The sequence below is a fragment of the Pantoea sp. PNT03 genome, assembly GCF_014852515.1.
GTDB lineage: Bacteria > Pseudomonadota > Gammaproteobacteria > Enterobacterales > Enterobacteriaceae > Pantoea > Pantoea leporis.
Window position 1 is genome coordinate 26,890 of sequence record NZ_JACVBT010000007.1, and the last position, 25,092, is coordinate 51,981.

At 59.0% G+C, this 25,092-nt stretch carries 23 protein-coding genes and 1 riboswitch; of the genes, 12 read left to right on the plus strand and 11 right to left on the minus strand.

Annotated features, from left to right (window positions below):
- Nucleotides 1–14: 14 nt before the first annotated feature.
- From IB226_RS21165 to IB226_RS21195, 7 genes are all read left to right on the plus strand, one after another.
- The gene (locus IB226_RS21165; protein WP_192236914.1) at nucleotides 15–1,877 is read left to right on the plus strand and encodes an ABC transporter ATP-binding protein; all 1,863 of its coding nucleotides are present in this window, start codon (nucleotides 15–17) and stop codon (nucleotides 1,875–1,877) included.
- A 21-nt stretch (nucleotides 1,878–1,898) separates the two neighbouring features.
- A complete protein-coding gene (locus tag IB226_RS21170) occupies nucleotides 1,899–3,440 on the plus strand; it encodes a glutathione ABC transporter substrate-binding protein (protein WP_192236915.1) in 1,542 nt (513 codons plus the stop codon).
- A gap of 265 nt (nucleotides 3,441–3,705) precedes the next feature.
- Nucleotides 3,706–4,635, plus strand: a complete 930-nt coding sequence (locus IB226_RS21175; RefSeq protein WP_008106670.1) for an ABC transporter permease — start codon at nucleotides 3,706–3,708, stop codon at nucleotides 4,633–4,635.
- On the plus strand, nucleotides 4,635–5,519 hold the full coding sequence (locus IB226_RS21180) for an ABC transporter permease subunit (protein ID WP_007891891.1): 885 nt from the start codon (nucleotides 4,635–4,637) through the stop codon (nucleotides 5,517–5,519). Before IB226_RS21175 ends, IB226_RS21180 begins: the two co-directional genes overlap by 1 nt.
- A 2-nt stretch (nucleotides 5,520–5,521) precedes the next feature.
- Nucleotides 5,522–6,562, plus strand: a complete 1,041-nt coding sequence (locus IB226_RS21185; protein ID WP_192236916.1) for a P1 family peptidase — start codon at nucleotides 5,522–5,524, stop codon at nucleotides 6,560–6,562.
- Entirely contained in the window at nucleotides 6,562–7,383 is an 822-nt protein-coding gene (locus IB226_RS21190) for a M55 family metallopeptidase (protein WP_110867703.1), read from the plus strand. Before IB226_RS21185 ends, IB226_RS21190 begins: the two co-directional genes overlap by 1 nt.
- Before the next feature lie 77 nt (nucleotides 7,384–7,460).
- A complete protein-coding gene (locus tag IB226_RS21195; protein WP_192236917.1) occupies nucleotides 7,461–8,297 on the plus strand; it encodes a fumarylacetoacetate hydrolase family protein in 837 nt (278 codons plus the stop codon).
- Between the two features lie 111 nt (nucleotides 8,298–8,408).
- Here IB226_RS21195 and IB226_RS21200 read toward each other — a convergent pair whose 3' ends face one another.
- The 6 genes from IB226_RS21200 to IB226_RS21225 are packed head-to-tail and all read right to left on the minus strand — an operon-like array spanning nucleotide 8,409 to nucleotide 15,005.
- Nucleotides 8,409–9,935, minus strand: coding sequence for a serine hydrolase (locus tag IB226_RS21200; protein ID WP_192236918.1), 1,527 nt, complete (start codon nucleotides 9,933–9,935; stop codon nucleotides 8,409–8,411).
- Nucleotides 9,932–10,672: an ABC transporter ATP-binding protein gene (locus IB226_RS21205; RefSeq protein WP_110867700.1), complete on the minus strand. Its 741-nt coding sequence runs from the start codon at nucleotides 10,670–10,672 to the stop codon at nucleotides 9,932–9,934. Before IB226_RS21205 ends, IB226_RS21200 begins: the two co-directional genes overlap by 4 nt.
- A gap of 3 nt (nucleotides 10,673–10,675) precedes the next feature.
- Nucleotides 10,676–11,503, minus strand: coding sequence for an ABC transporter ATP-binding protein (locus tag IB226_RS21210; RefSeq protein ID WP_192236919.1), 828 nt, complete (start codon nucleotides 11,501–11,503; stop codon nucleotides 10,676–10,678).
- A complete protein-coding gene (locus tag IB226_RS21215) occupies nucleotides 11,504–12,403 on the minus strand; it encodes an ABC transporter permease (RefSeq protein ID WP_061719814.1) in 900 nt (299 codons plus the stop codon). It abuts the gene before it with no gap.
- Nucleotides 12,400–13,410: an ABC transporter permease gene (locus IB226_RS21220; RefSeq protein ID WP_008106687.1), complete on the minus strand. Its 1,011-nt coding sequence runs from the start codon at nucleotides 13,408–13,410 to the stop codon at nucleotides 12,400–12,402. Before IB226_RS21220 ends, IB226_RS21215 begins: the two co-directional genes overlap by 4 nt.
- Nucleotides 13,410–15,005, minus strand: a complete 1,596-nt coding sequence (locus IB226_RS21225; protein WP_192236920.1) for an ABC transporter substrate-binding protein — start codon at nucleotides 15,003–15,005, stop codon at nucleotides 13,410–13,412. Before IB226_RS21225 ends, IB226_RS21220 begins: the two co-directional genes overlap by 1 nt.
- Nucleotides 15,006–15,203: 198 nt before the next feature.
- Here IB226_RS21225 and IB226_RS21230 point away from each other — a divergent pair, with 198 nt between their 5' ends.
- Both IB226_RS21230 and IB226_RS21235 read left to right on the plus strand, forming a co-directional pair.
- Nucleotides 15,204–16,259 carry a dipeptidase gene (locus IB226_RS21230; protein WP_101762792.1) on the plus strand — a complete coding sequence of 352 codons (1,056 nt, stop codon included), beginning with the start codon at nucleotides 15,204–15,206 and terminating at the stop codon, nucleotides 16,257–16,259.
- 2 nt (nucleotides 16,260–16,261) lie between these two features.
- Entirely contained in the window at nucleotides 16,262–17,170 is a 909-nt protein-coding gene (locus IB226_RS21235) for a LysR family transcriptional regulator (RefSeq protein WP_192236921.1), read from the plus strand.
- A gap of 105 nt (nucleotides 17,171–17,275) precedes the next feature.
- Here the strand turns inward: IB226_RS21235 and IB226_RS21240 are convergent, their stop codons facing one another.
- Together IB226_RS21240 and IB226_RS21245 are read right to left on the minus strand one after the other, a co-directional pair.
- The gene (locus IB226_RS21240) at nucleotides 17,276–18,628 is read right to left on the minus strand and encodes an MFS transporter (RefSeq protein WP_192236922.1); all 1,353 of its coding nucleotides are present in this window, start codon (nucleotides 18,626–18,628) and stop codon (nucleotides 17,276–17,278) included.
- Nucleotides 18,629–18,802: 174 nt separating this feature from the next.
- Complete coding sequence (locus tag IB226_RS21245; protein ID WP_192236923.1) at nucleotides 18,803–19,705, minus strand: GntR family transcriptional regulator; 903 nt, start codon at nucleotides 19,703–19,705, stop codon at nucleotides 18,803–18,805.
- A 135-nt stretch (nucleotides 19,706–19,840) separates the two neighbouring features.
- On the opposite strand from IB226_RS21245, the gene IB226_RS21250 reads away from it, so the two are divergent.
- The 3 genes from IB226_RS21250 to IB226_RS21260 all read left to right on the plus strand — a co-directional run bounded on the left by IB226_RS21250 (nucleotide 19,841) and on the right by IB226_RS21260 (nucleotide 22,462).
- Nucleotides 19,841–20,869 (plus strand): zinc-binding alcohol dehydrogenase family protein, encoded by a 1,029-nt coding sequence (locus tag IB226_RS21250; protein ID WP_192236924.1) that lies wholly within the window; start codon nucleotides 19,841–19,843, stop codon nucleotides 20,867–20,869.
- Between the two features lie 145 nt (nucleotides 20,870–21,014).
- A riboswitch (Fluoride riboswitch) is annotated at nucleotides 21,015–21,090 on the plus strand.
- A 90-nt stretch (nucleotides 21,091–21,180) separates the two neighbouring features.
- Nucleotides 21,181–21,558 carry a fluoride efflux transporter CrcB gene (gene crcB / locus IB226_RS21255; protein WP_101762757.1) on the plus strand — a complete coding sequence of 126 codons (378 nt, stop codon included), beginning with the start codon at nucleotides 21,181–21,183 and terminating at the stop codon, nucleotides 21,556–21,558.
- A gap of 106 nt (nucleotides 21,559–21,664) precedes the next feature.
- The gene (locus tag IB226_RS21260; protein WP_192236925.1) at nucleotides 21,665–22,462 is read left to right on the plus strand and encodes a sugar phosphate isomerase/epimerase; all 798 of its coding nucleotides are present in this window, start codon (nucleotides 21,665–21,667) and stop codon (nucleotides 22,460–22,462) included.
- On the opposite strand, the gene IB226_RS21265 is transcribed toward IB226_RS21260, so the two are convergent.
- From IB226_RS21265 to IB226_RS21275, 3 genes are all read right to left on the minus strand, one after another.
- Nucleotides 22,459–23,064: an alpha/beta hydrolase gene (locus IB226_RS21265; RefSeq protein ID WP_192236926.1), complete on the minus strand. Its 606-nt coding sequence runs from the start codon at nucleotides 23,062–23,064 to the stop codon at nucleotides 22,459–22,461. The two genes, IB226_RS21260 and IB226_RS21265, sit on opposite strands and share 4 nt — an antisense overlap.
- A gap of 11 nt (nucleotides 23,065–23,075) precedes the next feature.
- Nucleotides 23,076–24,017, minus strand: a complete 942-nt coding sequence (locus tag IB226_RS21270) for a glutathione S-transferase family protein (RefSeq protein WP_192236927.1) — start codon at nucleotides 24,015–24,017, stop codon at nucleotides 23,076–23,078.
- Nucleotides 24,018–24,116: 99 nt separating this feature from the next.
- On the minus strand, nucleotides 24,117–25,016 hold the full coding sequence (locus tag IB226_RS21275; protein WP_192236928.1) for a LysR family transcriptional regulator: 900 nt from the start codon (nucleotides 25,014–25,016) through the stop codon (nucleotides 24,117–24,119).
- Nucleotides 25,017–25,092: the final 76 nt, after the last annotated feature.

Consider the following 25,092-nt stretch of genomic DNA (forward strand, 5'->3'; position numbering starts at 1 on the left):
CACGCGGAGCAACGATGACGGACACTTTACTTACACCCAACGCCGCCAGCGTTGCCGGTTCAGAACCGGTGCTCGCGATTCAGGATCTCAGCGTCAGTTTTCGCGGCCGTAGCGGCGAAAATCAGGCGTTGAAGGGCATCAGTTTTAACATTCATCAGGGCGAAATTGTCGCCGTGGTGGGCGAAAGTGGCTCGGGTAAATCGGTCACCTCGCTGGCGGTGATGGGCTTGCTAGCCGCATCCGGGCGTATCGATCGCGGCAGCATGCAGTTCCGCGATCGTCAGGGCCACGCGCATCAGCTTGCCACGCTGAATGAAACCCAGCGCCGTGCTTTGCGTGGCCGCGAAATGGCGATGATATTTCAGGAGCCGATGACCTCGCTCAATCCGGTGCTGCGCGTCGGCGATCAGCTGACCGAAGCGCTGCGTGACCATCAGATTTGCGACAAAAGTCAGGCCGACGCGCGCGCACGTGAATTACTGCGCCAGGTACGCATCGCCGATGTGGATCGCGTAATGAAAAGCTATCCGCATTCGCTGTCGGGCGGCATGCGCCAGCGCGTGATGATTGCGCAGGCGCTGGCCTGCGATCCGCAACTGCTGATCGCCGATGAGCCGACCACCGCGCTGGATGTCACGGTGCAGGCGCGCATTCTGCATATCCTGCGCGACCTGCAACGCGAGAAGCAGATGGCGGTGCTGTTCATTACTCACGACATGGGCGTGGTGGCAGAAATCGCCGATCGCGTGGTGGTAATGCTGCGCGGCGAAGTGGTTGAACAGGGCACGGTAACTGAAATCTTCAACGCGCCGCAGCATCCTTACACCAAAGCGTTACTGGCGGCGGTGCCGAAGCTCGGCGATATGCGCGAACACGCATGGCCGCAGCGTTTTCCGCTGTTGGGCAGCAATGCCAGCGATAACGGCGAGCAGCGCACCGCGCGCTATGACGAAACGCCGCTGCTGGATGTGCGTGGCCTGAAAGTGTACTACCCGATTCGCAGCGGGATTTTCTCGGCGCTCACCCATCAGGTGCACGCGGTGGAGCAGATCGACTTCAGCCTGTGGCCGGGCGAAACCCTGGCGATTGTCGGCGAAAGCGGCTGCGGCAAATCCACCACCGGCCGGGCGCTGATGCGGCTGATTAACAGCGACGCCGACAGCATCCATTTCCAGGGCAATGAAATCGCCAACCTGAAAGAAGCGCAGTTCCAGCCGCTGCGCCGTGAAATCCAGATGGTGTTTCAGGATCCTTACGCCTCGCTCAATCCACGTCTCACTGTCGGCTTCACCATTGCCGAACCGCTGCTGCTGCACGGCAGGGTGAAATCGCTGGAAGAAGCGTCGCCGCAGGTTGATGCGTTGCTGAAAAGCGTGGGCTTATTGCCGGAACATGCGCGGCGCTATCCGCACGAATTTTCCGGCGGCCAGCGCCAGCGTATTGCGATTGCGCGCGCCATGGCGTTGAAACCCAAAGTGATCATCGCCGACGAAGCCGTCTCGGCGCTGGACGTCTCAATTCAGGCGCAGGTGGTGAACCTGATGATGGATCTGCAACAGCAAACCGGCGTGGCGTGGATTTTTATCTCGCACGACATGGCGGTGGTGGAACGTATCGCTAACCGCGTGGCGGTGATGTATCTCGGCCAGATTGTTGAGCTGGGCCCGCGCCAATCGGTGTTCAACCAGCCACAACATCCTTATACCCAACGTCTGCTGGCCTCGGTGCCGGTGGCCAATCCCCAGAACCGGCAACCCCGCACTTTCGAAGAGGGCGAAATTCCTTCGCCGCTACGCAAGGTGGGAGAAACGGTCATTAAACCGCGTTATCGCCAGGTTGCTCCGCAACACTGGGTCGCTGATTTTGTTTCGCGTTAACCCTCAATACCAGGAGATTTCATGAACCCGATTTTTCGCCGTACTGCGCTTGCGCTGGGATTGACCCTCTCGCTGGCCGCCGCCGCTCAGGCGCAGGATCTGCGCATTTCGATGTATGCCGACATCACCGGCCTCGATCCGCACGATACCTCCGATAACGTCAGCTACTCGGTGCAGAGCGGCATCTTCGAGCGTCTGTTCCAGTTCGATGCAAAGATGAAGCTGCAGCCGTGGCTCGCCACCAGCTACACCAGCAACGACAGCGCCACCGAATTTACCCTGACGCTGCGTAAAGACGTGACCTTCCAGGACGGCACGCCATTCGATGCCGCAGCGGTGAAAGCCAACCTCGATCGCCTTGCCGACCAGAGCAAAGGCCTCAAGCGCAACAGCCTTTACAAGATGATTGCTAAGGTAACGGTGCTGGCGCCGGATCAGGTGAAAATCGATCTGAACCAATCGTTTGGTGCCTTCATTAACACGCTGGCGCATCCGTCGGCGGTGATGTGGAGCCCGGCGATTCTCAAGCAGTATCCGGAAGAAGCGCAGCTGCGTCTGCATCCGGTCGGCACCGGCCCGTTCAAGTTTGTAACGTGGCAGCCGGGCAAAGCGGTGACGCTGGCGAAATACGACGGCTACTGGCAAAAAGGCTGGCCGAAAGTGGATAACGTGATCTTCTCGCCCAGCCCGGAAGATGCCACGCGCGTTGCGGCGCTGAAGTCGGGCCAGGTGGATGCGATCTGGCCGCTGCCATCCGATCTGATCGCCACCGTGCAGAGCGACAGCAAACTGGCGGTGCAGCGCGATCCAAGCATTTATCTCTATTACATGGCGATTAACACTCAGCACAAACCGCTGAATGATGTGCGCGTGCGGCAGGCGATCAACTACGCCATCGACCGCGATCTGTGGCTGAAAGTGGCGTTTGCCGGTATGGGTAAACCGGCCAGTTCAGCGATTCCGGAAGGCGTGCAGTTCTACCAGAAACAAGCTACGCCGAACTACCGCTATGCGCCAGATGAAGCCAAAGCGCTGCTGAAGGCCGCCGGTTATCCGAATGGCCTCGATCTTAAACTGTGGGTCACCAACGCCACCGCCAGCGTGCGTGCCGCGCAGGTGTTGAAAGCGCAGCTGGCAACGGTGGGCATTCGCGCCACGGTCACGCCGATGGATTCCGGCACGCGCAACGCCAAACTGTGGGGCGTGAAGGACCCGAAACAGGCGGAATTTGATCTCTATTACGGCGGCTGGTCGACCTCAACCGGTGATGCCGATTGGGCCTTGCGTCCACTCTACGCCACCGAATCCTGGGTGCCGACCTCGTATAACGTTTCGTACTTCAGCAACGCCGAAGCCGACAAAGCGATTGCCGGTGGCTTAGCCACCGCCGATCCGGCCAAGCGTGGTGAAGCCTACGCCGAAGCGCAGAAAGTGTTGTGGAAAGAGGCACCGGTAGCGTTCCTCGGCACGCCAGACAACCTGGTCGGCAAACGCAGCACGCTGAGCGGTGTGTCGATGCTGCCGGATGGTAACTTCCTGTTTAATCAGGCGACGTTTAAGTAAAGGTTGGGTGGGGTTGGGTGCTCGCTGTCCCCCTACGAATGTGCTTGCTGTCCCCCACGAATGTGCTCGCTGTCCCCCTCCTCGGTCCTCCCCCATAAATGGGGGAGGAAGATGCTGCCACATGTTAGTGATAAAGCTGCATGTGGCAGCATCTCCTTCCCCCGCAAGCGGGGGAAGGCCGGGATGGGGGGCAGCCAGCACGATCTGGAGACAGCCAGCACGATCTGGGGGCAGCCAGCACCATCCCAAAAAATAAAGGAACCGCATGTTCGCATACATCATTCGCCGACTGCTGGAGATGATCCCCGTATTGCTGGTGGTCTCGCTGCTGGTCTTCGGCTTCATCAAACTGCTGCCTGGCGATCCGGCGCGTATCTACGCCGGGCCGGATGCGCCTTTGGCCGCGGTGGAAGCAGCGCGTCAGCATCTCGGACTTAACGATCCGCTGCCGCAGCAATATATCAACTGGATCGGCGGCCTGCTGCGTGGCGATCTGGGCGTCACTTATCGCACCCAACAGCCGGTGCTGGACGTGATCAAACAGGGCTTTATGCCGACGCTGTGGCTGGCGCTGGCCGGGTTTGCCTGGTCGGTGATTCTGGGCTTATTCCTCGGCGTATTTGCCGCACTGAAACGCGGTAAATGGCAGGACTGGACCTTAATGAGCGTCGCCGTCGGCGGCATCTCCATGCCCACTTTCTGGCTCGGTCTGCTGCTGATCCAGTTCGTCGCCATGCCGTTTGGCCTGTTCTCCGTCAGCGGCTTTAACCAGCCCAGCGACATCGTATTACCGGCGATCACGCTCGGTTCCTCGGTGGCAGCGGTGATGGCGCGCTTCACCCGTTCGGCGTTTCTTGAAGTGGCGCAGGAAGATTACGTGCGTACCGCCAAAGCCAAAGGGCTGCGCAATCGGCTGGTAACGTGGAAACACGTGATGCGCAATGCGTTGATCCCGGTGATCACCATGCTCGGTTTGCAATTCGGTTTCTTACTCGGCGGATCGATCGTGGTCGAAAGCGTGTTCAACTGGCCGGGATTGGGCTGGCTGTTGATCGAGTCGATCAAGGCGCAGGATCAGCCGGTGATCCAGGCATTAGTCATGCTGTTCGTGTTTGAATTTATCGTCATTAACCTGCTGGTCGATCTGCTGTATGCCGTGGTCAACCCAGCAATTCGCCTGCGACAGGAGCCCTGATGAGTCTGCAATCTCTGCCTGCCCACGCGCAGGAGGCGATCCGTTCGCCGTGGCGCGATTTCCTGCACGCGCTGGTGCGTAATCCGCTGGCGCTGGTCTCCGGTGGCTTTGTGCTGCTGCTGGTGCTGGTGGCTATTTTCGCACCCTGGCTGGCGCCATGGGATCCGATGGCGCCGGACTGGATGGCGCTGTCATCGCCGCCGTCCAGCACGCACTGGATGGGCACCGACGAACTCGGCCGCGATCTGTTCAGCCGCATCATTTTCGGCGCGCGTATCTCACTGTACGTTGGCGTGCTGTCGGTAACGCTCGGCATGGTGGTCGGCGTGCTGCTGGGCCTGCTGGCGGGCTATTACGGACGCTGGATCGATATGTTGATTATGCGTGGCTCCGACGTGCTGTTCGCCTTTCCCGGCATGCTGCTGGCGATTGCGGTGGTAGCGATTCTCGGTCCGGGACTCAACAACGTCATCATTGCGGTGGCCATCTTCAGCGTGCCGGTATTTGCCCGTATCGTGCGTGCTTCTACGCTGTCGCTGAAACAGGCAGCTTATGTTGAAGCGGTGCGCTGCGCCGGTGCGCCGGATCGCGTGATTCTGCTGCGCCATATTCTGCCGGGCACGCTGTCAAACGTGATTGTCTATTTCACTATGCGTATCGGCACCAGTATTCTGACCGCCGCCGGGCTGAGTTTTATCGGCCTCGGCCCGGAACCCGATGTGCCGGAGTGGGGCAATATTCTGGCGATGAGCCGCAGCATGATGATGGCGGGCTTGTGGCACGTCAGCGTGTTTCCGGGTCTGGCGATATTTATTACCGTGCTGGCGTTTAACCTGCTGGGTGATGCGCTGCGCGACACGCTCGATCCCAAACTGAAGAGCTAAGCATGGACTTTCAACAACTGCAGCGCGACCTGCTGCTGCAACGCTGGCGCAGCGAGCGCCAGCTGGGACAACCGCGCAGCGCCAGCGGGCCAACCAACCGCATCAGCGATGTGCCCGGCGTGCGTGTCGGTCACTACACGCTAGCCGACGGCGAGCGACAAACCGGCGTTACCGCGATTGTGCCGCCGGGCGACAATCTGTTTATCCAGCCGCTGCCTTGTGCGGCGGCGGTGTTTAACGGTTTCGCCAAGCCGGTTGGCCTGGTGCAGGTTGAAGAGTTAGGCGTGCTGCAAACGCCGATTCTACTGAGCAACACGCTGGCGGTTGGCACGCTGTTTACCACGCTGGTGCGCGATGCCATCAGCCGCAACCGCGAGTTGGGCCGCAGCTTGCCCACGGTCAATCCGCTGGCGCTGGAGTGCAATGACGGCTGGCTTAACGATATTCAGGCGCTGGCGATCACCGAAGCGATGGCGCAGCAAGCACTCTATGACGCCACGGCAGATTTCGAGCGCGGCAGCGTCGGTGCCGGGCGCGGCATGAGCTGTTTCAGTTTGAAAGGCGGCATTGGCACGGCATCGCGCAGTATTCCGTCGCTCAACGCCACGCTGGGCGTGCTGGTGCTGGCGAACTTTGGCGCGTTAACCGCGCTGACGCTGGATGGCGTACGCTTGGGTGAAATGATCGCGCCGCTGCTGCCGGAACTGACGCCGCAGCGCGATGCCGGTTCCATCATCATTATTATGGCGACCGATGCGCCGCTTGATGCACGTCAGCTGAAGCGCGTCGCCAAACGCGCCGGTGCCGGTTTGGGACGACTAGGCAGTTATTGGGGCCACGGTTCGGGCGATATCGCACTGGCGTTTTCCACCCAGCCGCAGCCGCAACCGCCAGAAGAGTCCACGCTGGAAGCGCTGCTCGCCGCCGCCGCCGATGCCACCGAACACGCGGTGCTGGATGCCTTACTCAGCGCCGAATCTGTCACCGGTTTTCGTGGCCATCATCGGCCGTCGTTAACGGAAGTATTGGATAAATTAATTTGATGAAAATCTTTATCTCAGCCGATATCGAAGGCATCGCCGGCGTGATGCGGCCGGAACAGTGTTCACCCGGCCACGCCGAATACCAACTGGCGCGTGGACTGATGGAACAGGAAGTTAACGCCGCAATCGATGGCGCCTTTACTGGCGGCGCAACGGAAGTGGTGGTGGCCGACAGCCACGCGCAGATGACCAACCTGCGTGCGGAAAATATCGATCCCCGCGCGCGCATGGTGCAGGGCAAACCGCGCGGCTTATCGATGGTAGAAGGCATTGAGCAGCAGCCGTTTGATGGCCTGTTCTTTATCGGCTATCACAGCGCGGCGGGTGAACCGGGTGTGCTGGCGCACACCATTAACGGCCGTGCGTTCTGGCGCATTCACATCAACGGCAAGGTGATGGGCGAAAGCGACATTTACGCTGCAGCCGCGGCTGAACAGGGCACGCCGCTGTGGCTGGTGAGCGGCGACGACCAGCTTAAAGGCTGGATTGCCGAGCATTATCCTTCGGTGGATTACGTCTGTGTGAAACGCGCCATCTCGCACACCTGCGCCGAATCCATTAGCCCGCAGGCAGCGCAAAATGCCATTCGCGCTGCAGCGACGGCCGCCGTGCAACGCAAACGCCAGGTCAGCACCACGCGGCTGAGCGCGCCCTATGAGATGCAGCTGCAAGCCAGCAAACCGGTGCTGGCGGATCTGTTCAGCCTGATCCCCGGCGTGACGCGCATTGACGCGGTCACCGTTGGCTATCGCGCCGATGACATGAACACGTTGATTAGCCTGCTGAGCGCCTTCTCCTATCTGGCGACCACGCAGTCGTGATTTTCATCAGGTCGGTCCGCATTTCCTGCTGAATTTTGCTAACCTGCGCGCAATTTATATATAACAACGAGGCAGTCATGCAGCTCTGCAGTTTTTATCTTATTGAACAGAAAAGAAAAAGTTACGGTATTGTGCAGCAAGAGGGCGTGATTGATATCGGCTTGCGTCTTGGCGCTGACTGCCCGGACCTGAAATCCTTGCTGCAACGCGGCGCGTTAAGCGATCTCGACGCCTATGTGTCACAGCCGATTGATCACCCGTTTAGCGCCATTCGCTTCCTGCCAGTGGTGGAAAATCCTGGCAAAGTGTTCTGCGTTGGCATGAACTACGCCGACAAACGCAAAGAGTTTGCCGAGACCCTTGAAGCGCCGACGCTGTTTGTGCGTTTCGCGGATTCGCTGGCGGCGCACCAGCAGCCGCTGCTGAAACCCGCTACCACGCAGGAATTTGATTACGAAGGTGAGCTGGCGGTGATCATCGGCCAAGCGGCCTATCAGGTGAAAGCCGCCGATGCGCTGCAGCACGTTGCGGGCTACAGCTGCTTTATGGATGCCACGGTGCGCGACATGCAGTTTACCTGGTTCACCGCCGGGAAAAACTGGCAGCAGACCGGCGGTTTCGGACCGTGGATGACCACCGCTGACGAGATCCCCGATCCGCAGCAGCTGGCGATCAAAACCTGGCTCAATCAGCGCGAAGTGCAGAACGACACCACCGCCAGCATGGTGCATCCGGTGGCGAAGATCATTGAGTACATCTCCGCGTTCAGCCCGCTGTCGCCAGGCGATGTGATCATCACCGGTTCACCGGGCGGCGTCGGTAAAAAACGCACGCCACCGCTGTTTATGTTCCCCGGCGATGAGATTGAAGTCGAAATCGAGAAAATCGGTCGTTTACATCATTACGTGGCTTAGCGCCCGTCATACTTCGAGCCGCCGCTGCGTTGGCTACGTGTGCTCACCCCAGTCACTTACTGATGTAAGCTCCTGGGGATTCACCCACTTGCCGCCTTGCTGCAACTCGAATTATTTAGGGCGTGCTGTCTGTAAAAAGCGCACCACGCGGCTGCGGTTCAACAGCAGCCGCAGCGTGTCGCCTTCGCGCGCAATCGCGAAGCGCTTCTCCCACGGTCCATCCTGCGCGGTAGCTAATAGGCGATCGTTGCCCAGCGACTGCAAACGCGCACGAATCGCTGCCGGGCCGATGCCCATGATTAAGCTGTCGCCCTCAATCACCAACTCGCTGCGCCACTGCGGCGCGAACCAGCGGCCCTGCAGATGATCGAGGCTGGCCTGATCGGCCTGCACCGGCACAAAACGTCGGGCGGCATGACCAATCTCTCCCACAATCGCCGCGCCAGCATGGCGTAGTTGCATCGGGAAAGTGCTGGAGAGCGACACCGCCGTGCCGTGCACATCGTCACGCCACAAGGTTTCGCCTGCGCCGAGCCAGGTGGCGGTCACGCCTTTGATTTCCAGCCAGTCGGCGGCGTCTTCCGCCACGTAAAGTCCGGGCGTTAAATCGTGTCCTTTCTCCGGTAACGCGCGATTGAGCAGCGCCGCCATCACGCGCAGCACGCTTTCCGACGTGGTGACATCTTCGCGGTTGGCGACCAGCGCCACGCCGATTTTCAGCTCCGGATGCAGCAGGAAATAGCTCTTATAACCGGCATGCGAACCGCCGTGACCGAACAGCGTCTGGCTGCCAAGCGTCGAGCTGGTGATGCCCAAACCGTACCCGCTGGTGCGGCCATCGTTGAGATTGCGCGGCGCGCTCAGGCGCTGCAGCACGCCCGCGCCTGGTCCGCTATCGGCCAGCAGGCTTTGCAGCCAGCGCGTCAGATGATTCAGGCTGCCAGTGACGCTGCCCGATGCCGAGAGATGCAAACCGGCGCTGGAGAGCTGCCACTGCGCGCCGTTTTGCCAGTAGCCGGGCACTAAACCGGGCACAATATCGAACCAGCTTTCCGGCGCAATCAGGTTGATGTCCAGCGGATCACAGATGTACTGCTGCAGCAGGTCATTAAATAACACGCCTTTGGCTTTCAGCGCCTCTTCAACCAGCCGATAGCCGGTGTTGGTGTAGGAGATTTCGCTGCCGGGCGCGTAGTTGAGATCGCCTTCGCGCGCGACAAAATCCAGCAGGTCGTCGGCGCGGGTGGCGTTGTACACCGACAATCCCAGCAGCGATAAGGTTTCGCGCACGTCCTGCAAACCGCTGCTCATATCCAGCGCCTGGCCGACAGTGATCTGGCCGTTGGCGCCGCGCAGCTGCGGCAGATGCTGCACCAGCGGATCGTCGAGCTTGAGATAGCGGCGTCCCGGTCCGGTCACCAGCGCGGCAAACAGATGTTTGGTGATGGAGGCGAAACGCACCACGCTGTCGGCGCTAAACGGCGTTTGCTGCGCCAAATCAGCCAATCCGGCGCAGTGCGTTGAGTGAATCTGCTGCGCATCAAACAGGATCATCGCACCGCCCGGCGCGCCTGGCTGTTGCCAGCTTTCAGTGATCTGTTGTGCGACATCCGCGGCGCGTTGCCAGTAAGCGGTCATGCCGGTTCCTCCAGCGTCATGCTGAGATCGAAAAGTTGGGCGGTATGTGGATGCTGGATGCGCCGCGCGCGCAGATCGTCGGCGCTCAGCTGTTCCACCATCTCGCCATTCTGCATCACGCCAATGCGCTGACACAGATGCGTTACCACCGCGAGGTTATGCGTCACCATAATGTAGGTGAGTTTGCGCTCGCTGCGGAGATCGCTGAGTAAATTGAGGATTTCGGCCTGCACCGACACATCCAGCGCCGAGGTCGGCTCATCCAGCAGCAGCACTTCCGGTTCGGCGATCAGCGCGCGCGCAATCGCCACGCGCTGACGCTGGCCGCCCGACAGCTGATGCGGATAGCGGAAACGCACCGACGCGGGCAACCCCACTTCGCTTAACGCCTGGCTGATGCGCTGTTCGGCGCGATCGAGCTGATGCACCAGCAGCGGTTCGTGCAGGATGCGATCGATGGTCTGGCGCGGGTGCAGCGAACCAAACGGATCCTGAAATACCATCTGCACCTGACGATAGAAGGCGCGGCTGCGTTTGGCGCTGAGCTGCATGCCACCAAACAGCATGCTGCCTTGCCAGTCGGCATTCAGTCCGGCGAGCGCGCGCAGGATGGTGGATTTGCCCGAGCCGCTTTCACCGACCAGGCCAAAGCTTTCGCCGTTACCGACCGAGAAACTGACGTCTTTTACCGCCGTGTGCGCACCGAAGTTGATGCGCAGGTTATCGATTTGAATCATAAATTATTCTCGCCACGCGGCATCGCGCTGCAATACGGGTAAACGTTCGCGCGGATGGCGCAACGACGGCAAACACGCCAGCAAACCGCGCGTATAGGGATGCTGCGCCTGCTGCAACTGCCCGGCATCGAGCAGCTCAACGATGCGGCCGGCGTACATCACCGCCACGCGATCGCAGAAGTGCGACACCAGCGGCAAATCGTGGCTAATCAGGATCAGCCCCATGCCGCGCGCCGATACCAGCTCGTCGATCAGCTTCAGAATCTCCGCCTGCACCGTGGCATCCAGCGCGCTGGTGGGTTCATCGGCGATCAACAGTTCCGGATCGGGTGCCAGCATCATGGCAATCATCACGCGCTGACCCATGCCGCCCGAGACTTCATGCGGATAGCGTTGCGCCACGGCTTCAGGGTCGCGAATCTTCACCTGCTCCAGCAGCTCAATCGCCGCCTGCATCGCCGCTTTATGGCTGCCGCCTTTGTGCTCGCGCCAGGCTTCGGCAATCTGCTGGCCGATGGTCATCACCGGATTGAGCGAATATTTCGGGTCCTGCAGGATAAAACCGACGCGCTTGCCGCGAATTCTGCGCAGCACTTTCTCGCTGGCTCCGCGCAGATCGATGCCGTCAAAGCGCAGCACATCGGCGCTGACTTCCGCGTTGCCCGGCAGTAGCTGCATCAGGCTACGCGCGGTCAATGACTTGCCTGAGCCGCTTTCGCCGACAATGGCGAACTTCTCGTGGCCAACGCTAAAACTGACGCCGCGCACTGCTTCAACGGTTTCGCTGCGCGAGCGGAAGGCAACGCGCAGGTTCTCAATTTCCACCAACATTTAGCGCTCCTTAGGATCCAGCACGTCACGCAGACCGTCGCCGAGAAAGTTGAACGCCAATGACGTCAGGAAAATCGCGATACATGGCATCAATGGCACCCACCATTCGCTGAACAGGAAACGACGCGCGGTGGCGATCATCGTGCCCCATTCCGGTGACGGCGGCTGCGCGCCCATGCCGAGAAAACCGAGGCTGGCAGCGGTGATGATGATGGAGCTCATGTCCAGCGTGACGCGCACAATCAGGCTCGGCACGCACAGCGGCATGATGTGGCGCAGGATAATGCGCAGCGGCGAAGCGCCGGTCAGACGGCTGGCGGCGATAAAGTCGCTGTGGCGGAACTGCAGGGTTTCGGCCCGCGCCAGACGCGCATATGGCGGCCACGACGTCAGGGCAATCGCCAGAATCGCGCTCTCCACGCCGGGTTTCAGCGCGGCGACAAACGCCAGCGCCAGAATCAGACGTGGGAAGGCGAGGAAGATGTCGGTCAAACGCATCAGCGCTTTATCGATAAAGCCTCCGGCATATCCGGCGATGCAGCCAATCAGCAGGCCGAGCGGCGCGGTAAGCAGCACCACGGCGATCACCATGCCGAGCGTGGTGCGGCCGCCGTAGATAATGCGCGTCCAGACATCGCGGCCCAGCTCATCGGTGCCGAGCCAGTGCGCGGCGGAAGGGGCCGCAAGACGGTTTTCCAGATGCTGCATGCCGGGTTCGAACGGCGTTAGCCACGGCGCAAACAGCGCCAGCAGCAGCATCACCGCCACCACCAGCAGTCCGGCCATCGCCAGTGGATTACTGCGCAGGCTGAGCCACAAGCGATAACGCCGGCCCCACACCGCCTGGCGACGATTGGCTGGCGTGTCGTCAAGCAGCCATTCTCGTGAGAAGAAGATCATTTTACGCGCGGGTCCCAAAGTCGATAGAGAAGGTCAGCCAGCTGATTGAGCAGCACATACACGGTTCCGACCAGCAAGGTGGCGCCGATCACCGGGTTCATGTCGGCGTTCATCAGCGATGTGGTGAGATATTGGCCGATGCCAGGCCAGGCGAAGACGTTTTCCGTCACCACCGCGCCCTCCAGCAATCCGGCGTAGGTCAGCGCCAGCACCGTTACCAGCTGAACCGCCACGGTGGGAAATGCATGCCGCCAAATCACCCGCCGTGACGACAAGCCTTTGGCGCGCGCGGTGATCACGAACTCGCCGCTCAGCGCGTTAAGCATAAAGGTGCGCGTCATACGCGTGATGTAGGCCATGCTGAAGTAGGCCAGAATCAGCACCGGCTGCGCCATGTGGGCCAGCGCATCCCAGAAGGCGTCTGTTTCCCCGGCCAGCAGCGAATCGATGGTGAGAAAGCCGGTGACCTGCGGCACCATATCCTGCCAGATGATGTCCTGCCGTCCGGGGCCGGGCGCAATGCCGAGCACCGCGTAGAACACCAGCAGGCTCAGCAGCGCCAGCACGAACACCGGCAGCGAATGGCCGGCGAGACAGATCACGCGAATGGTTTGGTCGACCCACGAACGTTGACGCACCGCCGCCCACACGCCGAGCGGAATACCGATCAGCGCCGCGATGATGATGGCCGCCGTTGCCAGTTCCATGGTGGCGGGGAAGAAGCGGGCGATGTCGGTAATCACCGGATTCGAGGTGAGAATCGATTTACCGAGATCGCCATGCAGCAGTTGATTGAGGTAGTGACCAAACTGCACGTAAAGGGGCTGATCCAGCCCCATTTCCGCACGTACGCGCTCAACCACCGATTGCGGTGCGTTATCACCGACCGCCGCCAGCACCGGATCGGTGGGCATGACGCGGCCAATGAAAAAGGTCAACACCGACAGACCAAACAGCGTCAGCACCAGGCTTCCCAAGGTGCTGACGATTCTCTTCAGTAACGGCATCAGGCTTTTTTCACCTGCGCATACGGCCACTGCTCCAGCACGGTCATGTGGACATCACTCAGCGCTTTGCTGGTGGCCACGTTTTTGGTCTTTTGCATCATGAAAATAAACGGGCTCTTCTCGCGGCCTAACTGCTGAATCTGCTGATAGAGCGCGATGCGCTTCGTCGGATCCGGCTCATGCAGCGCCTGCTCGGTGAGTTTGTTAAATTCATCGTCTGACCAGCTGCAGCGCCACGCCAGCGTTCGCGCACGCGCGTTATCGCTGTTGTCGGTGTTAACGCAGAAGGCTTCGGTGTTGGAGTTGGGATCAAAGTAATCGGCGCCCCAAACCGTCAATGCCAGCTGATGCTGACGCGCACGCATCTTGGTCAGCACCTGGCGGTTTTCGGCGGCGATAAGGGACACTTTGATGCCAATCGCCCCCAATTGCGTCTGAATCGCCTGCGCGATGTCCGGATACGGTTGCATTGAGTAGTGATCGAGGGTGATTTCGAAACCGTCCGGATATCCCGCTTCGGCCAGCAGCGCTTTGGCTTTCGCCACATCTTTGTGGAATGGCGTATCGTCTAGCGCCGCCGGGAAGCCGCTCGGCAGGAAGCTTTGATGGGTAACAAAGCTCATCGACAGAATGTTTTTCTGAATGCTGTCGTAATCCAGCGTCCACTTCAGCGCCTGCCACACCTGCGGTTTTTTCAGATACGGATTATTGGTGTTGCACGACATCAGCATGATGGCCGACAGCGACTGATTCACCAGCGACACGCTGCTGTCGTTTTTCACCTGCAGCAACTGTTCGGTGGTGAGGTCATATGCGGCATCAACATCGCCTTTTTTCAGCATCAGCGCCTGCGCGGCTGGGTCGGCGATGTGCTTGAGGATCACGCGTTTAGTTTTGCTGGCGCCTTTATATTGCGGGCTAATCTCCAGGATCACCGTTTCGCTGGCATTCCAGGTGCGCAGGGTAAAGGCACCGGAACCGGCGCTGTGCTGTTTCAGCCAGCCGTTACCGAAGTCATTGTTCTGCTGGTTCGCCAGACAGGCTTTCTTCGACACGATGCTGCCGACGGTGGCGGACAAGCAGTAGAGCAGGAAGGTTTCGGCCGCCGGCGCGCCGAGTTTCATCTCCACGGTGTGCGCATCTTTCGCGGTGACCAGTTGCGTCACGTTGTCTTTGGTAAAGCCGAACTGGTTGATAATAAAGGCCGGACTCTTGTCCAGCTTGACGATACGCTCAATCGAGAACGCCACGTCTTCTGCGGTAAGCGGCGAACCATCGGCGAATTTGGCCGCCGGATCGAGATGGAACGTGTAAGTGCCGTTATCGCTGCTGACGTCCCAGCTTTGCGCCAGTTGACCAATCACTTTATCGGCTTGCTTGGGATCGGGCGTGACCAGACGTTGATAGAGGTTGCCGCAGATCTGGCCGCCGGTGGCTTCGAAGCTTTCGTGTGGATCGAGGCTGGTGATGTTATCGAGCTGCATCGCGATCACCAGCATGGTCGGCGGCGTCGCGGCAAAGGAAGAATTCAGGCTGAGGTAGGAAACAACAGGTACAGCAGTGCATCCTGCAAGAAAACGTCTTCTGGTAACCATGTAAACTCCCAACTTATTGATAATTAAAATAAAAAATCGTTATTTGATTGTTTTTTGTCTTGACTTTAGGCACCCACCGGAGGATTAATACCGGTTCTACGTCCTCTGTTTCACGCGTGTGGTTTTGCCCTTTTATGGTGCAATTTGCTCCGCTAGCTGGCAGTGCTGCGCTTTCCCCCGAACATGGAACTGAACAACATGTCTGACTCGATTACCCTCGATATTCCGGTCTTTGACGGCCACAACGATGTGCTGAATAAGCTGTGGCAGCACCATCAGCCGGACGCGGTTAATGCCTTTTTTACTGGCACCAAAACGGGCCAAATGGACTTGCCGCGTATCCGTCAGGGAAATATGGTAGGTGGCATTTTCGCCACCTGGGTGCCGTCCCACCCTCTGATTGCAAGAAGTGCGCCAGACCTCGCAGATTTTCCTCAGGAAATTATCAACTCAGCGCGCGACGCGACGTTTTCCATGCTGGCGCTGCTGCTGCGCATTGAGCAGGCCTCGAATGGCCAGGTGAAGATTTGCCGCAGCGTGCGCGAGATTCGTCACTGCATGGCGAACAAGGTGTTAGCGGTGGTGATGCACGTCGAAGGTGCGGAAGCGCTGGATACCCACGGCGAGCTGCTCGACATGCTGTATGCCAGCGGCTTGCGCACGCTGGGACCGCTGTGGAGCCGCCCGAATCAGTTCGGCGACGGCGTACCGTTCCTCTATCCCTCGTCGCCAGATATCGGCAACGGCCTGACGGCAGCAGGCAAGCAGCTGGTGCGCGACTGTAATCGCCGCCGCATCATGGTCGACTTGTCGCATATGGATGAGAAAGGCTTCTGGCACACCGCGGAAATCAGCGATGCGCCGCTGGTGGCGAGCCACTCCAACGCGCATGTGCTCAGCGCGCAGTCGCGTAATCTCACCGATCGCCAGCTGGCGGCGATTGCCGAAACCAACGGCTTTGTCGGCGTCAATTTTGCCGTGCCGTTCCTGCGTGAAGATGGCGATCGCCATGCGCCGACCGGCGTCGATGCCATCGTGCGTCACGTTGAGTATCTGCTGGAAAAAGTGGGGGAAGAGGGCGTCGGTTTTGGTTCGGATCTCGATGGCGCCACCATGCCGGGCGATCTGAAGGACGTGGCCGGATTCCCGCTACTGGTGCAGGCGCTGGCGCAGCGCGGCTATTCGCGTGAGCTGCTGGAGAAGATTTGCCACGGCAACTGGCTGCGCGTGCTTGAAGCCACCTGGGGCGAATAATCATGCGGCTGCGGCATATTGAAGTCTTTCAGGCGATTGTGCAGACCGGCAGCATCAGTGCGGCGGCGCGTTTGCTGAATGTGTCGCAGCCGAATGTCAGCCGCGTGCTTAATCACGCCGAGCAGCAGCTCGGTTTTGCGCTGTTTGAGCGGCGCGCGCAGGGCATGGTGGTGACGGCAGAAGGGCGGCGCTTGCTGCCTGAAGTGGAAGATATCTATCAGCGTTTACAGGCGATTACCCAACTGACCGAGCAACTGCGGCGCGGCGAAGGGCAAACGGTGCGCGTCGGTGCTGCGCATGCGTTTGGTCAGATGGTGTTAGCGCCCGCGTTGGTGAACTGGCGGCAACAGGCGGCATCGGTCAGCGTGGAACTGGTCACCGAGCACTTCAGCACCTTGTGCCGCATGCTGATGGATAATCAGCTCGATTTCGCGCTGGTGTTTGGTCAGCAGGTGGATGCCGATTTACTGGCGGAACCGCTGTTTCAGTCGTCGATGGTGGCGTTGCTGCCGCGCGATCACACCCACCATGAGCCGGTGACGCTGGAGTGGCTGTGCGCCAACAACCTGTTGATGATGCAGAATCAGGATCCGCTTGGTCGGGTGCTGCACCGCGCGCTGCGCGATAAAGGGCTCAATCCGGCGGTATCACTGTCGATTAAAACCTATTCGGTGATTGCCGATATGGTGCTGGCGGGCGGCGGCGTCGGGATTGTCGATCTGTTTACCGCGTGCCGTTATGCCGACCAGCTCAAGTTGTTGCCGGTCGCGCAGCCGCTACCGTTTGAAGTGATGTTAATCAGTCGCCGCGATCAGCCGCAGTCGCAATCAACGCTGCAGCTGAAACAGGTGATTCGCAACAAGCTGTGGGAGATCGCGCGCCAGTGCGAATCGCAGTTTTTCACCCCCTGAATCTGTAGCGGCGCAATGTATTGCGCATTGCTCGGTTGGGCACGTTGCCGACATCGACATGCGCGATAAATCGCGCCGCTACGGTATGTGCGGCGCTATGCACGATCAAACCCCATCGGTAATCGGCTTACGCACCAGCAGCAAATAGGCCAGCGCACCCACCACCGTCACACCGGCGCAAATCATCAACGCCAGGCTAAACGACTTGGTGGTATCCAGCACCCAACCGGTGATCACCGGGGCGAACGAGGCGAACACGAAGCTGGCGAAGTTCTGGATGCTGCCGACCGAGGCGGTCATGCGCGCCGTGACGTTGGCGTGAATCAGACCCCAGCACGATGTACCGGCAAAGTGGATGCAGAACAGCGCCATACCAATCATGGTGACCGCGCTGGTGGTGTCGGTGGCACGCGTTACAAAGGCGGTAAACGCGGCGGACAACAGCATGCCCGTGACGATTGAGACCTTACGCACCTTCACCGCATCATGGCCACGACGCACCAGCGCATCGACCACATAACCGTTCAGCAGCATGCCCGCCGCGCCGAACAGGAATGGAATCGCAGCCAGTAAACCGGTGCTTTTCAGATCGAGATTATAAGTGGATTGCAGATAGCCCGGCAGCCACGCGATGTACAGCCACGCGGTGTAGTTGATGCCGCTGAAGCCAATCATCATGCCCCACATGGTGCGCTGCTTAAACAGGCCGCGCCACTCGGCAAAACTCAGCGGCTCTTTGCGCGATGCCACGCTGCCCGCCTGCAGATAGTGAATCTCTTCACCGCTCAGTGTGTTGTTATCGCGATCGCGGTACATCAGATACCAGCCGATGGCGAGAAACATGCCGAGCACGCCGATAGTGATAAACATGCCGCGCCAGCCCATCACCATCATCATCGCGGCCAGAATCGGTGGCGCAATCGACAAGCCAATCATCGAAGCGGCGTTAAACATGCCCATCGGCATGCCGCGATCTTTGATGTTGAACCAGTCATTGATCACCTTCACGCCGCACGGGTTCATCGGTGCTTCGCCAATACCTAACCCGATACGCACCAAAATAAACTGGGTGAAGTTATGCACCAAACCGGCGGCCGCCTGGAACAGCGACCAGAAGAACATACCAATCGCCAGCATGATGCGCGGCCCTTTGCGATCGAGCAGCGCACCGCACGGCAGCTGCGCTAAGCCATACGCCAGCGAGAAGGCCGACAGCAGCACGCCAATTTCAGTCGCGGATAAACCCAGTTCTCCCCGGATGGTCATATTGGCCACCGACAGCGAACTGCGGTCGAGATAGTTGATCATGGCGGCGAACAGCAGCAGCAGCATGGCGGTAATCTGGATCTTTCTGATGCGCGGCGAGCGCACCACGTCACTGCGTGCCGGGATAAAATCTTGCCCGTCTGCAGCAGGTTGTGGCGCGTTTTCGCGGCCACGAGCCGAAGTATTTTCCATTGCGACCTCCCGGATCTGGGTACTTATCGTTATGCGTTTGTGTGGGATCCTGCGGCAGCAAAACGGTGCTGCCCCAACGGATTGACTTCGAGACTAGAAGCAATCAGATCGGGATGTTGCGGAGATGTTTCAGATTCGTGCGGGAGCTAATGCTTTGTGGTTTTTAATCGGTTTTTAATTGTACTGGCGGATCGAACGGATCATCGATGTCTTGGCGGTGCCGAGATGAGTGTGCAGGGCGCACAAGGCTTCGACATCCTGACGGCTAATTAGCGCTGTCAGGATCGCCATATGTTCCTCCAGCGCCACGATATTTCTCTGCTTAAGATCGGTTTCATCCCATTGATAATGCGAGTGAAAAATCACGGAAATAATCTCCAGCGACTGATTAAAAAACGGATTGTTGGCGGCGGAGAGAATCAGCGTGTGCATCTCTTTATCCAGCGCGGCGAAGTGGCGGTAATTGCTGGCGATGGTGTCACGCATCGAACGATGGCGATCCAGCAGGTCGCGCGCCTGCATCCAGCGCTCATCCTGCGAGGGCAGGTTGAGAAAACGGGTCAGCGCGTGGGTTTCCAGCATTTCACGCAGCTCAAACAGGTTCTCGGCATACTTCTGATCGAACTTCTTCATGCGCCATTGTCCGCGCTTTACCGGTTCCAGCAGGTCATAACGCATAAAGCGCAGCAGGAATTCACGTACCACAACCGGACTGACCTTCACCTGCTGGGCTAACTGCAGCTCGCTAAAGGTATCGCCCGGCATCAGCTGACGCTGATTAATCAGGTTAAAAAAGGTCTGCTCAAACTGCAGCGCCTGCTGATCGATCGGCGGCGTCAGGGCGTTAAAACCATCTTCTTCGCTGGGATCGCGCACGATAACGTAGGTTTCATCCACCTTTTCCAGCACGCCGCGCTCATGCAGATGCTGCAAAGTGTGGCGCACCGTAGTGCGGCTGATGTTGAACATCTCAGCCAGCGCCGCCTGCGGGGGCAACGGCGAACGGATATGCCGTTTGGCAATGCCTTCCAGCATCTGGTTAATCACGTTCTGACGTAGATTCTGGCTGCGGCTCATACGCGTCTCCGGTTTTTTATCTATTAAAAACCATACAAAGCCCAAAAAAAGCGGTTGGCTTCACACTTCCCCCAACGCAAAACGCTGCCATCGGCGATTTTCGCCATAACTGCGACAACAGCACAGGAGAAGCCAATGACAACGATGAAAACGCTGGTGGTCGCCGAGCCGCGCCAGATGGTATGGCAGCAGCGCGCGAAGCCGACGCCCGCCGCCCATGAAGTACTGATCAAACCGATCGCCGCCGGCATTTGTGGCACCGATATCCACGCCTGGGCCGGAAATCAGCCGTTTTTCAGCTATCCACGCGTGTTGGGGCATGAGCTGTGTGGCGAAGTGGTAGAACTCGGCAGCCAGGCCAGCGGCTTCAGGCTGGGCCAGCGCGTGGCGCTGATTCCTTACGTTGCCTGCCAGCAGTGCGATGCCTGTTTAAGTGGCAAAACCAACTGCTGCGAAAAAATCTCGGTGATTGGGGTGCATCAGGATGGCGGTTTCTGCGAATACCTTAGCGTGCCGACCAGCAATTTGCTGGCGGTGGATGAGGTTGATCCCGAAGCCGCCGCGCTGATTGAACCCTTCGCCATCAGCGCGCATGCGGTGCGCCGTGCGGCCGTTACGGCGGATGAGCAGGTTTTGGTGGTGGGCGCAGGTCCGATTGGCCTTGGCGTGGCCGCGATTGCCGCGGCGGCGGGTGCGAATGTGGTGGTGGCCGACACCAGCGAGCAGCGCCGTGCGCACGTAGCGCAGAAGCTGGGTTTGGCGACGTTGAATCCTTTAGAAGCGGATTTTGAGGCGCAGTTGCGGGCTGAGTTTGGTGGACGTTTGGCGGCCAAAGTGATTGATGCCACCGGCAGCCCTGCGGCGATGAACGGCGCGGTGAAACTGATTCGTCATGGCGGCACCATCGTGTTTGTCGGCCTGCACAAAGGCGATCTGGTGATCCCGGATATCGAGTTCCACAAAAAAGAAACCACGCTGCTGGGCAGCCGCAACGCCACGCTGGAAGATTTCGCGAAAGTGGGCGAACTGATGGCGAACGGGCAGCTTCGTGCCGACATGATGCTCAATCGGCATTATGATTTTTCTACGCTGGCAGAGCGCTTTGAAGCGGATGTGATTAACAACCGGGAACTGATTAAGGGCGTGATTCACTTCGAACGTTGATATTGGCACCAACCGTAGCGGCGCAATTTATTACGCAAAGAGGGATTGGCACGGTGCCTTCACTGATGCGCGCGATAGATCGCGCCGCGACACCATTGTGCCTCCTTCACCATATTGTCTGCATTGCCAAGCCAGCGTATTATCTCCCGCCTAAGGTGATGGCGTGCCACCTTCCCCAACCGCCGTTCTGGTCACAGACGGCTGATGACGCCTGACAACACTCGTATCCCTGCGCGGGAGACGGCGGTGTGTCAGGTGTTATTCTGTCCTGCCGCGTCCCTGCGCGTCATTCATATCAGGAGCTCCAAACTATGTTGAAGTCTTTACTGGCGGTGGTGCTGGGCGGGGCGGTGGGCTGTACGCTGCGTTGGTTGATCTCATTACGTTTTAACGCGCTGTTTCCCAATTTGCCGCCCGGCACCTTGATGGTGAATCTGGTGGGCGGTTTTATCATCGGTGCGGCGCTGGCCTTTTTTGTGCGTAATCCTCATATCGATCCCTTTTGGAAACTGTTAATTGTCACTGGCTTGTGTGGCGGCTTAACCACCTTTTCCACTTTTTCTGCAGAAATTGTTGGGTTGCTACAATCAGGTAAATACCTTTGGGCGATGTCGAGCGTGATGGTGCATGTTATTGGTTCGCTGCTGATGACCTTCGCCGGTTTTGCCGCGGTCAATCTGCTCGGATAACCATCGCGCTTGAAATAACTCCTCAGAGGTAGATACTGATCGCCATTCTGTGCGCGTGACGCACAGAATTTGTCACCGATTATCCGGACGATTAAGGAGCTGTGTCATGCGTTGTAACCCTAAATTCCTTAACCTGGTGTTGTTAAACGGTGAACCTGAGGAGAAGCTGCGTGCCGCACGCGCCGCCGGTTTCGATCAGGTTGAGATCTGGCGCGACGATGTGCAAGCCAGTACGCCACAGTTAGCGAAGCAGTTGCAGCTTGGCTTCACCAATGTGCAGGTGCTGCGCGATTTCACCGGTGCGCCGGATCGCGACCGCCAGCAAAAACGCGAAGAGCTGCGTCAGTTCATTCAGATTGCCCAAACCATCGGCTGCGACACCATTCAGGCACCGGCCAGCACGCGTGAAGATTGCGTGGCGGCGCGCATTGACGAAGATTTGCGTTGGATGGCATCGGAAGCCGCGCGCTACAACATGCGCATCATGTATGAGCCGATGGCGTGGTGCAGCGTAGATAACACGCTGCCGCTGGCGTGGGAACGGCTGCAACGGCTGGACCAGCCGAATATCGGTTTGGTGGTCGATCTGTTCCACATCTGCGCGTTAGGCGGAGATGCGTCGCAGCTGGATGGCATTCCCGCCGACCGTATCTACGAAGTGCAGCTGTGCGATATGGCCGACATGCCACCGCAGGATAAGCAGCCGCTCAGTGAGTACGCGCGTCACCAGCGCCTGTTGCCGGGCGATGGCATCATCGAAGTGGAACGCTTTGTCGATAAGCTGAAAAGTGCCGGTTACAGCGGGCCGGTCGGCATTGAAGTGTTCAACGATAAGTTGAAGGCGCAGCCAGCAGACGTGGCTGCGCAAAAAGCGTGGCAGGCGTTAAATCGTTACTGGCCTTAATCCTGTAAACATTGCGCAATGAAACCGGCGGCATCCATCGCACCCTGCGATGAAATGGTGTGGCCGGTTGCCGCTTCATAACGCGCTTCCACCGTCACGCCAGCCTGCTGTAAACGTTGCTCCGCCGATACGCTTTCGCTAAACGGAATCACCTCATCGGCTTTGCCGTGAATCAGCAGCGCAGGCGTATACGGCTGCGGCGTTAATGCGCCATCAAATGCCAGACGGCCGGAAAAGGCCACCACGCCGGCTAGCGGATAACGGCCCGACGCCAGCGCATCTAACGCCATGATCGCACCCTGCGAAAAGCCCACCAGAATCACTTTGTCCCACGCATCCGCCATGCCGTGCTGCGCCATCAGCTGCTGCAGCGTGTTATCAAAGGCCGCGCGCGCTTCACGCACGCGCGCCGGGCGGTTTTCGGGCGTGATGCCGGTCAGGCTAAACCACTGATATCCCATCGCGTGTTCAAAAGGATAGGGCGCATTCGGCGAGGCAAACGCCACATCCGGCAGCAGGCGCTCCCAATGTTCGCCGAGCACCGCGAGATCATCGCCGTTGCTGCCGACGCCATGTAAAAAAATCACTAACGCTTTTGCCATCGCCCTGTTCCTTATAAATCGTAGGCCGCCATATCCGGGCCAACCGGCACAATGCCGTTGGGATTCAGCGCTTTAATTGAATAATAGCCCTGCTTGATGTGATCGATATTCACCGTCTGACGCACGCCAGAGACCGAAAGCATACTCTTTAGATAACGATCGAGCAGCGGATAGTCGCGCAGGCGGCGCAGGTTGCATTTAAACAGGCCGTGATAGGCGGCGTCAAAGCGCACCAGCGTGACGAACAGGCGGATATCCGCTTCGGTTAAGCGCTCGCCGAGCAGGAAAGTACGGCCATCCTGCAAGCGCAGCTCCAGCTCATCCAACTGGCTGAACACATCGTTAAACGCCTGCTGATAACTCACCTGCGTGGTAGCAAAACCGGTGCGATAGACGCCGTTATTCAGGCGCGGATAGATCGATTCGTTCAGCGCGTCGATCTCTGCGCGCAGATCTTCGGGATAAAGATCGATGCGATCGTCCGCCAGCGCGCCAAAGCCGCTGTTCAGCATGCGCAGGATATCGGCCGACTCGTTATTGACGATGGTTTGCGTCTTTTTGTCCCACAGCACCGGCACGGTGGCGCGGCCGGTGAAATCGGCATCGGCGCGGGTGTAGAGTTCGTGAATATATTCGGCTTTATTTAGCCAGTCGCGATCCGCGCCAGGATAATCACCGAAGTGCCAGCCTTGCGCGCCGAGCTGCGGCTCAACCACCGACACGCTGATCACCTTCTCCAGCCCTTTCAGACTGCGCGCCAGCAGCGTGCGCGAGGCCCACGGACAAATCAGCGCCACATAGAGGTGATAACGATCCGGCTCGGCAGCGAATGCGCTGGAACCATCTGCACTAATCCAGTGACGAAAACTGGAGGTCTGGCGCACAAATCCGCCTTGTTGATCGGTGGCTTGCACCGGATGCCACTCTGCACTCCACTTACCGTTTACCAGCATCGTCTTCTCTCCTCAGTGTTGATGAAGTGAGCATACAGCGCTGCTGGTTGGGTGATAATCCGGGCAAAATGGCTTTCATTGCTTCCAAATTGGAAGGAATCAGCCGGGCGGATGGTGCTGGAAATGGGCGGCGAGGAAATCGATCAGCAGCCGGGTTTTCTGCGCCAGATGACGCGCCGGCGGATAGAGCGCGAACAGGCCCATCGGCGGCGTGGCGAATTCCTCTAATAGCGAGACGATTTCACCGCGCTGCAGGGCGGGTGCGGCAATAAAACCTGGTAGCCGCGCAATGCCCAATCCGGCGATGGCCGCCTGCAAACAGGCTTCGGTATTGGAGAAACAGAGACGACCGCGAATCGGCATGCTGACGCTGTCGCCGCACGGCGTCACGAACGGCCAATGCCAGGGATCGCGGAAGTTGGTATCGCTGATGCACTGATGATCCGCCAAATCGCGCCAGTGCTGCGGCGTGCCGTGTTGCAGCAGATAACCGGAAGACGCCGCCACGCGAATCGGCACATCGCCGAGGCGGCGCGCGATTAGGCTGCTGTCATCAAGCTTGCCGATGCGAATCGCCATATCAAAGCCTTCATCGACGATGTTAACTGCACGATCGGAGAAGTTAACGTCGAGTTCGATCTGCGGATAATGACGCGCGAACTCCACCAGCACGCTGGCCAACACCGCAGTACCAAAGGTACCGGGCGCGCTGATTTTCAGGCGGCCGCTCGGCGTAGTGGCGCTGTCGCGCACCGTGGCATCCAGCGTATCAAAGGCTTCCAGCAGGGTTTTTACCCGCTCGTAATAGGCGCGACCGATTTCGGTGGGCGAGAGCGCGCGCGTGCTGCGTTTAAACAGCTGCACCCCGAGTTCCTGCTCCAGCCGGGAGACCAGCTTCGACGCCTGGCCGCTGCTGGTGCCGAGGCGTTCAGCCGCACCGGCAAAGCTGCCCACTTCCAGCACGGCGACAAACATGCGGTCACAATCGAGGCGATCCATGGCGTTTCCTGACGGCTAAAAAGCCTGAGTATACACATGCCTAAAGGGCGCGCGATAAATGGCGCCGCTACGGAAC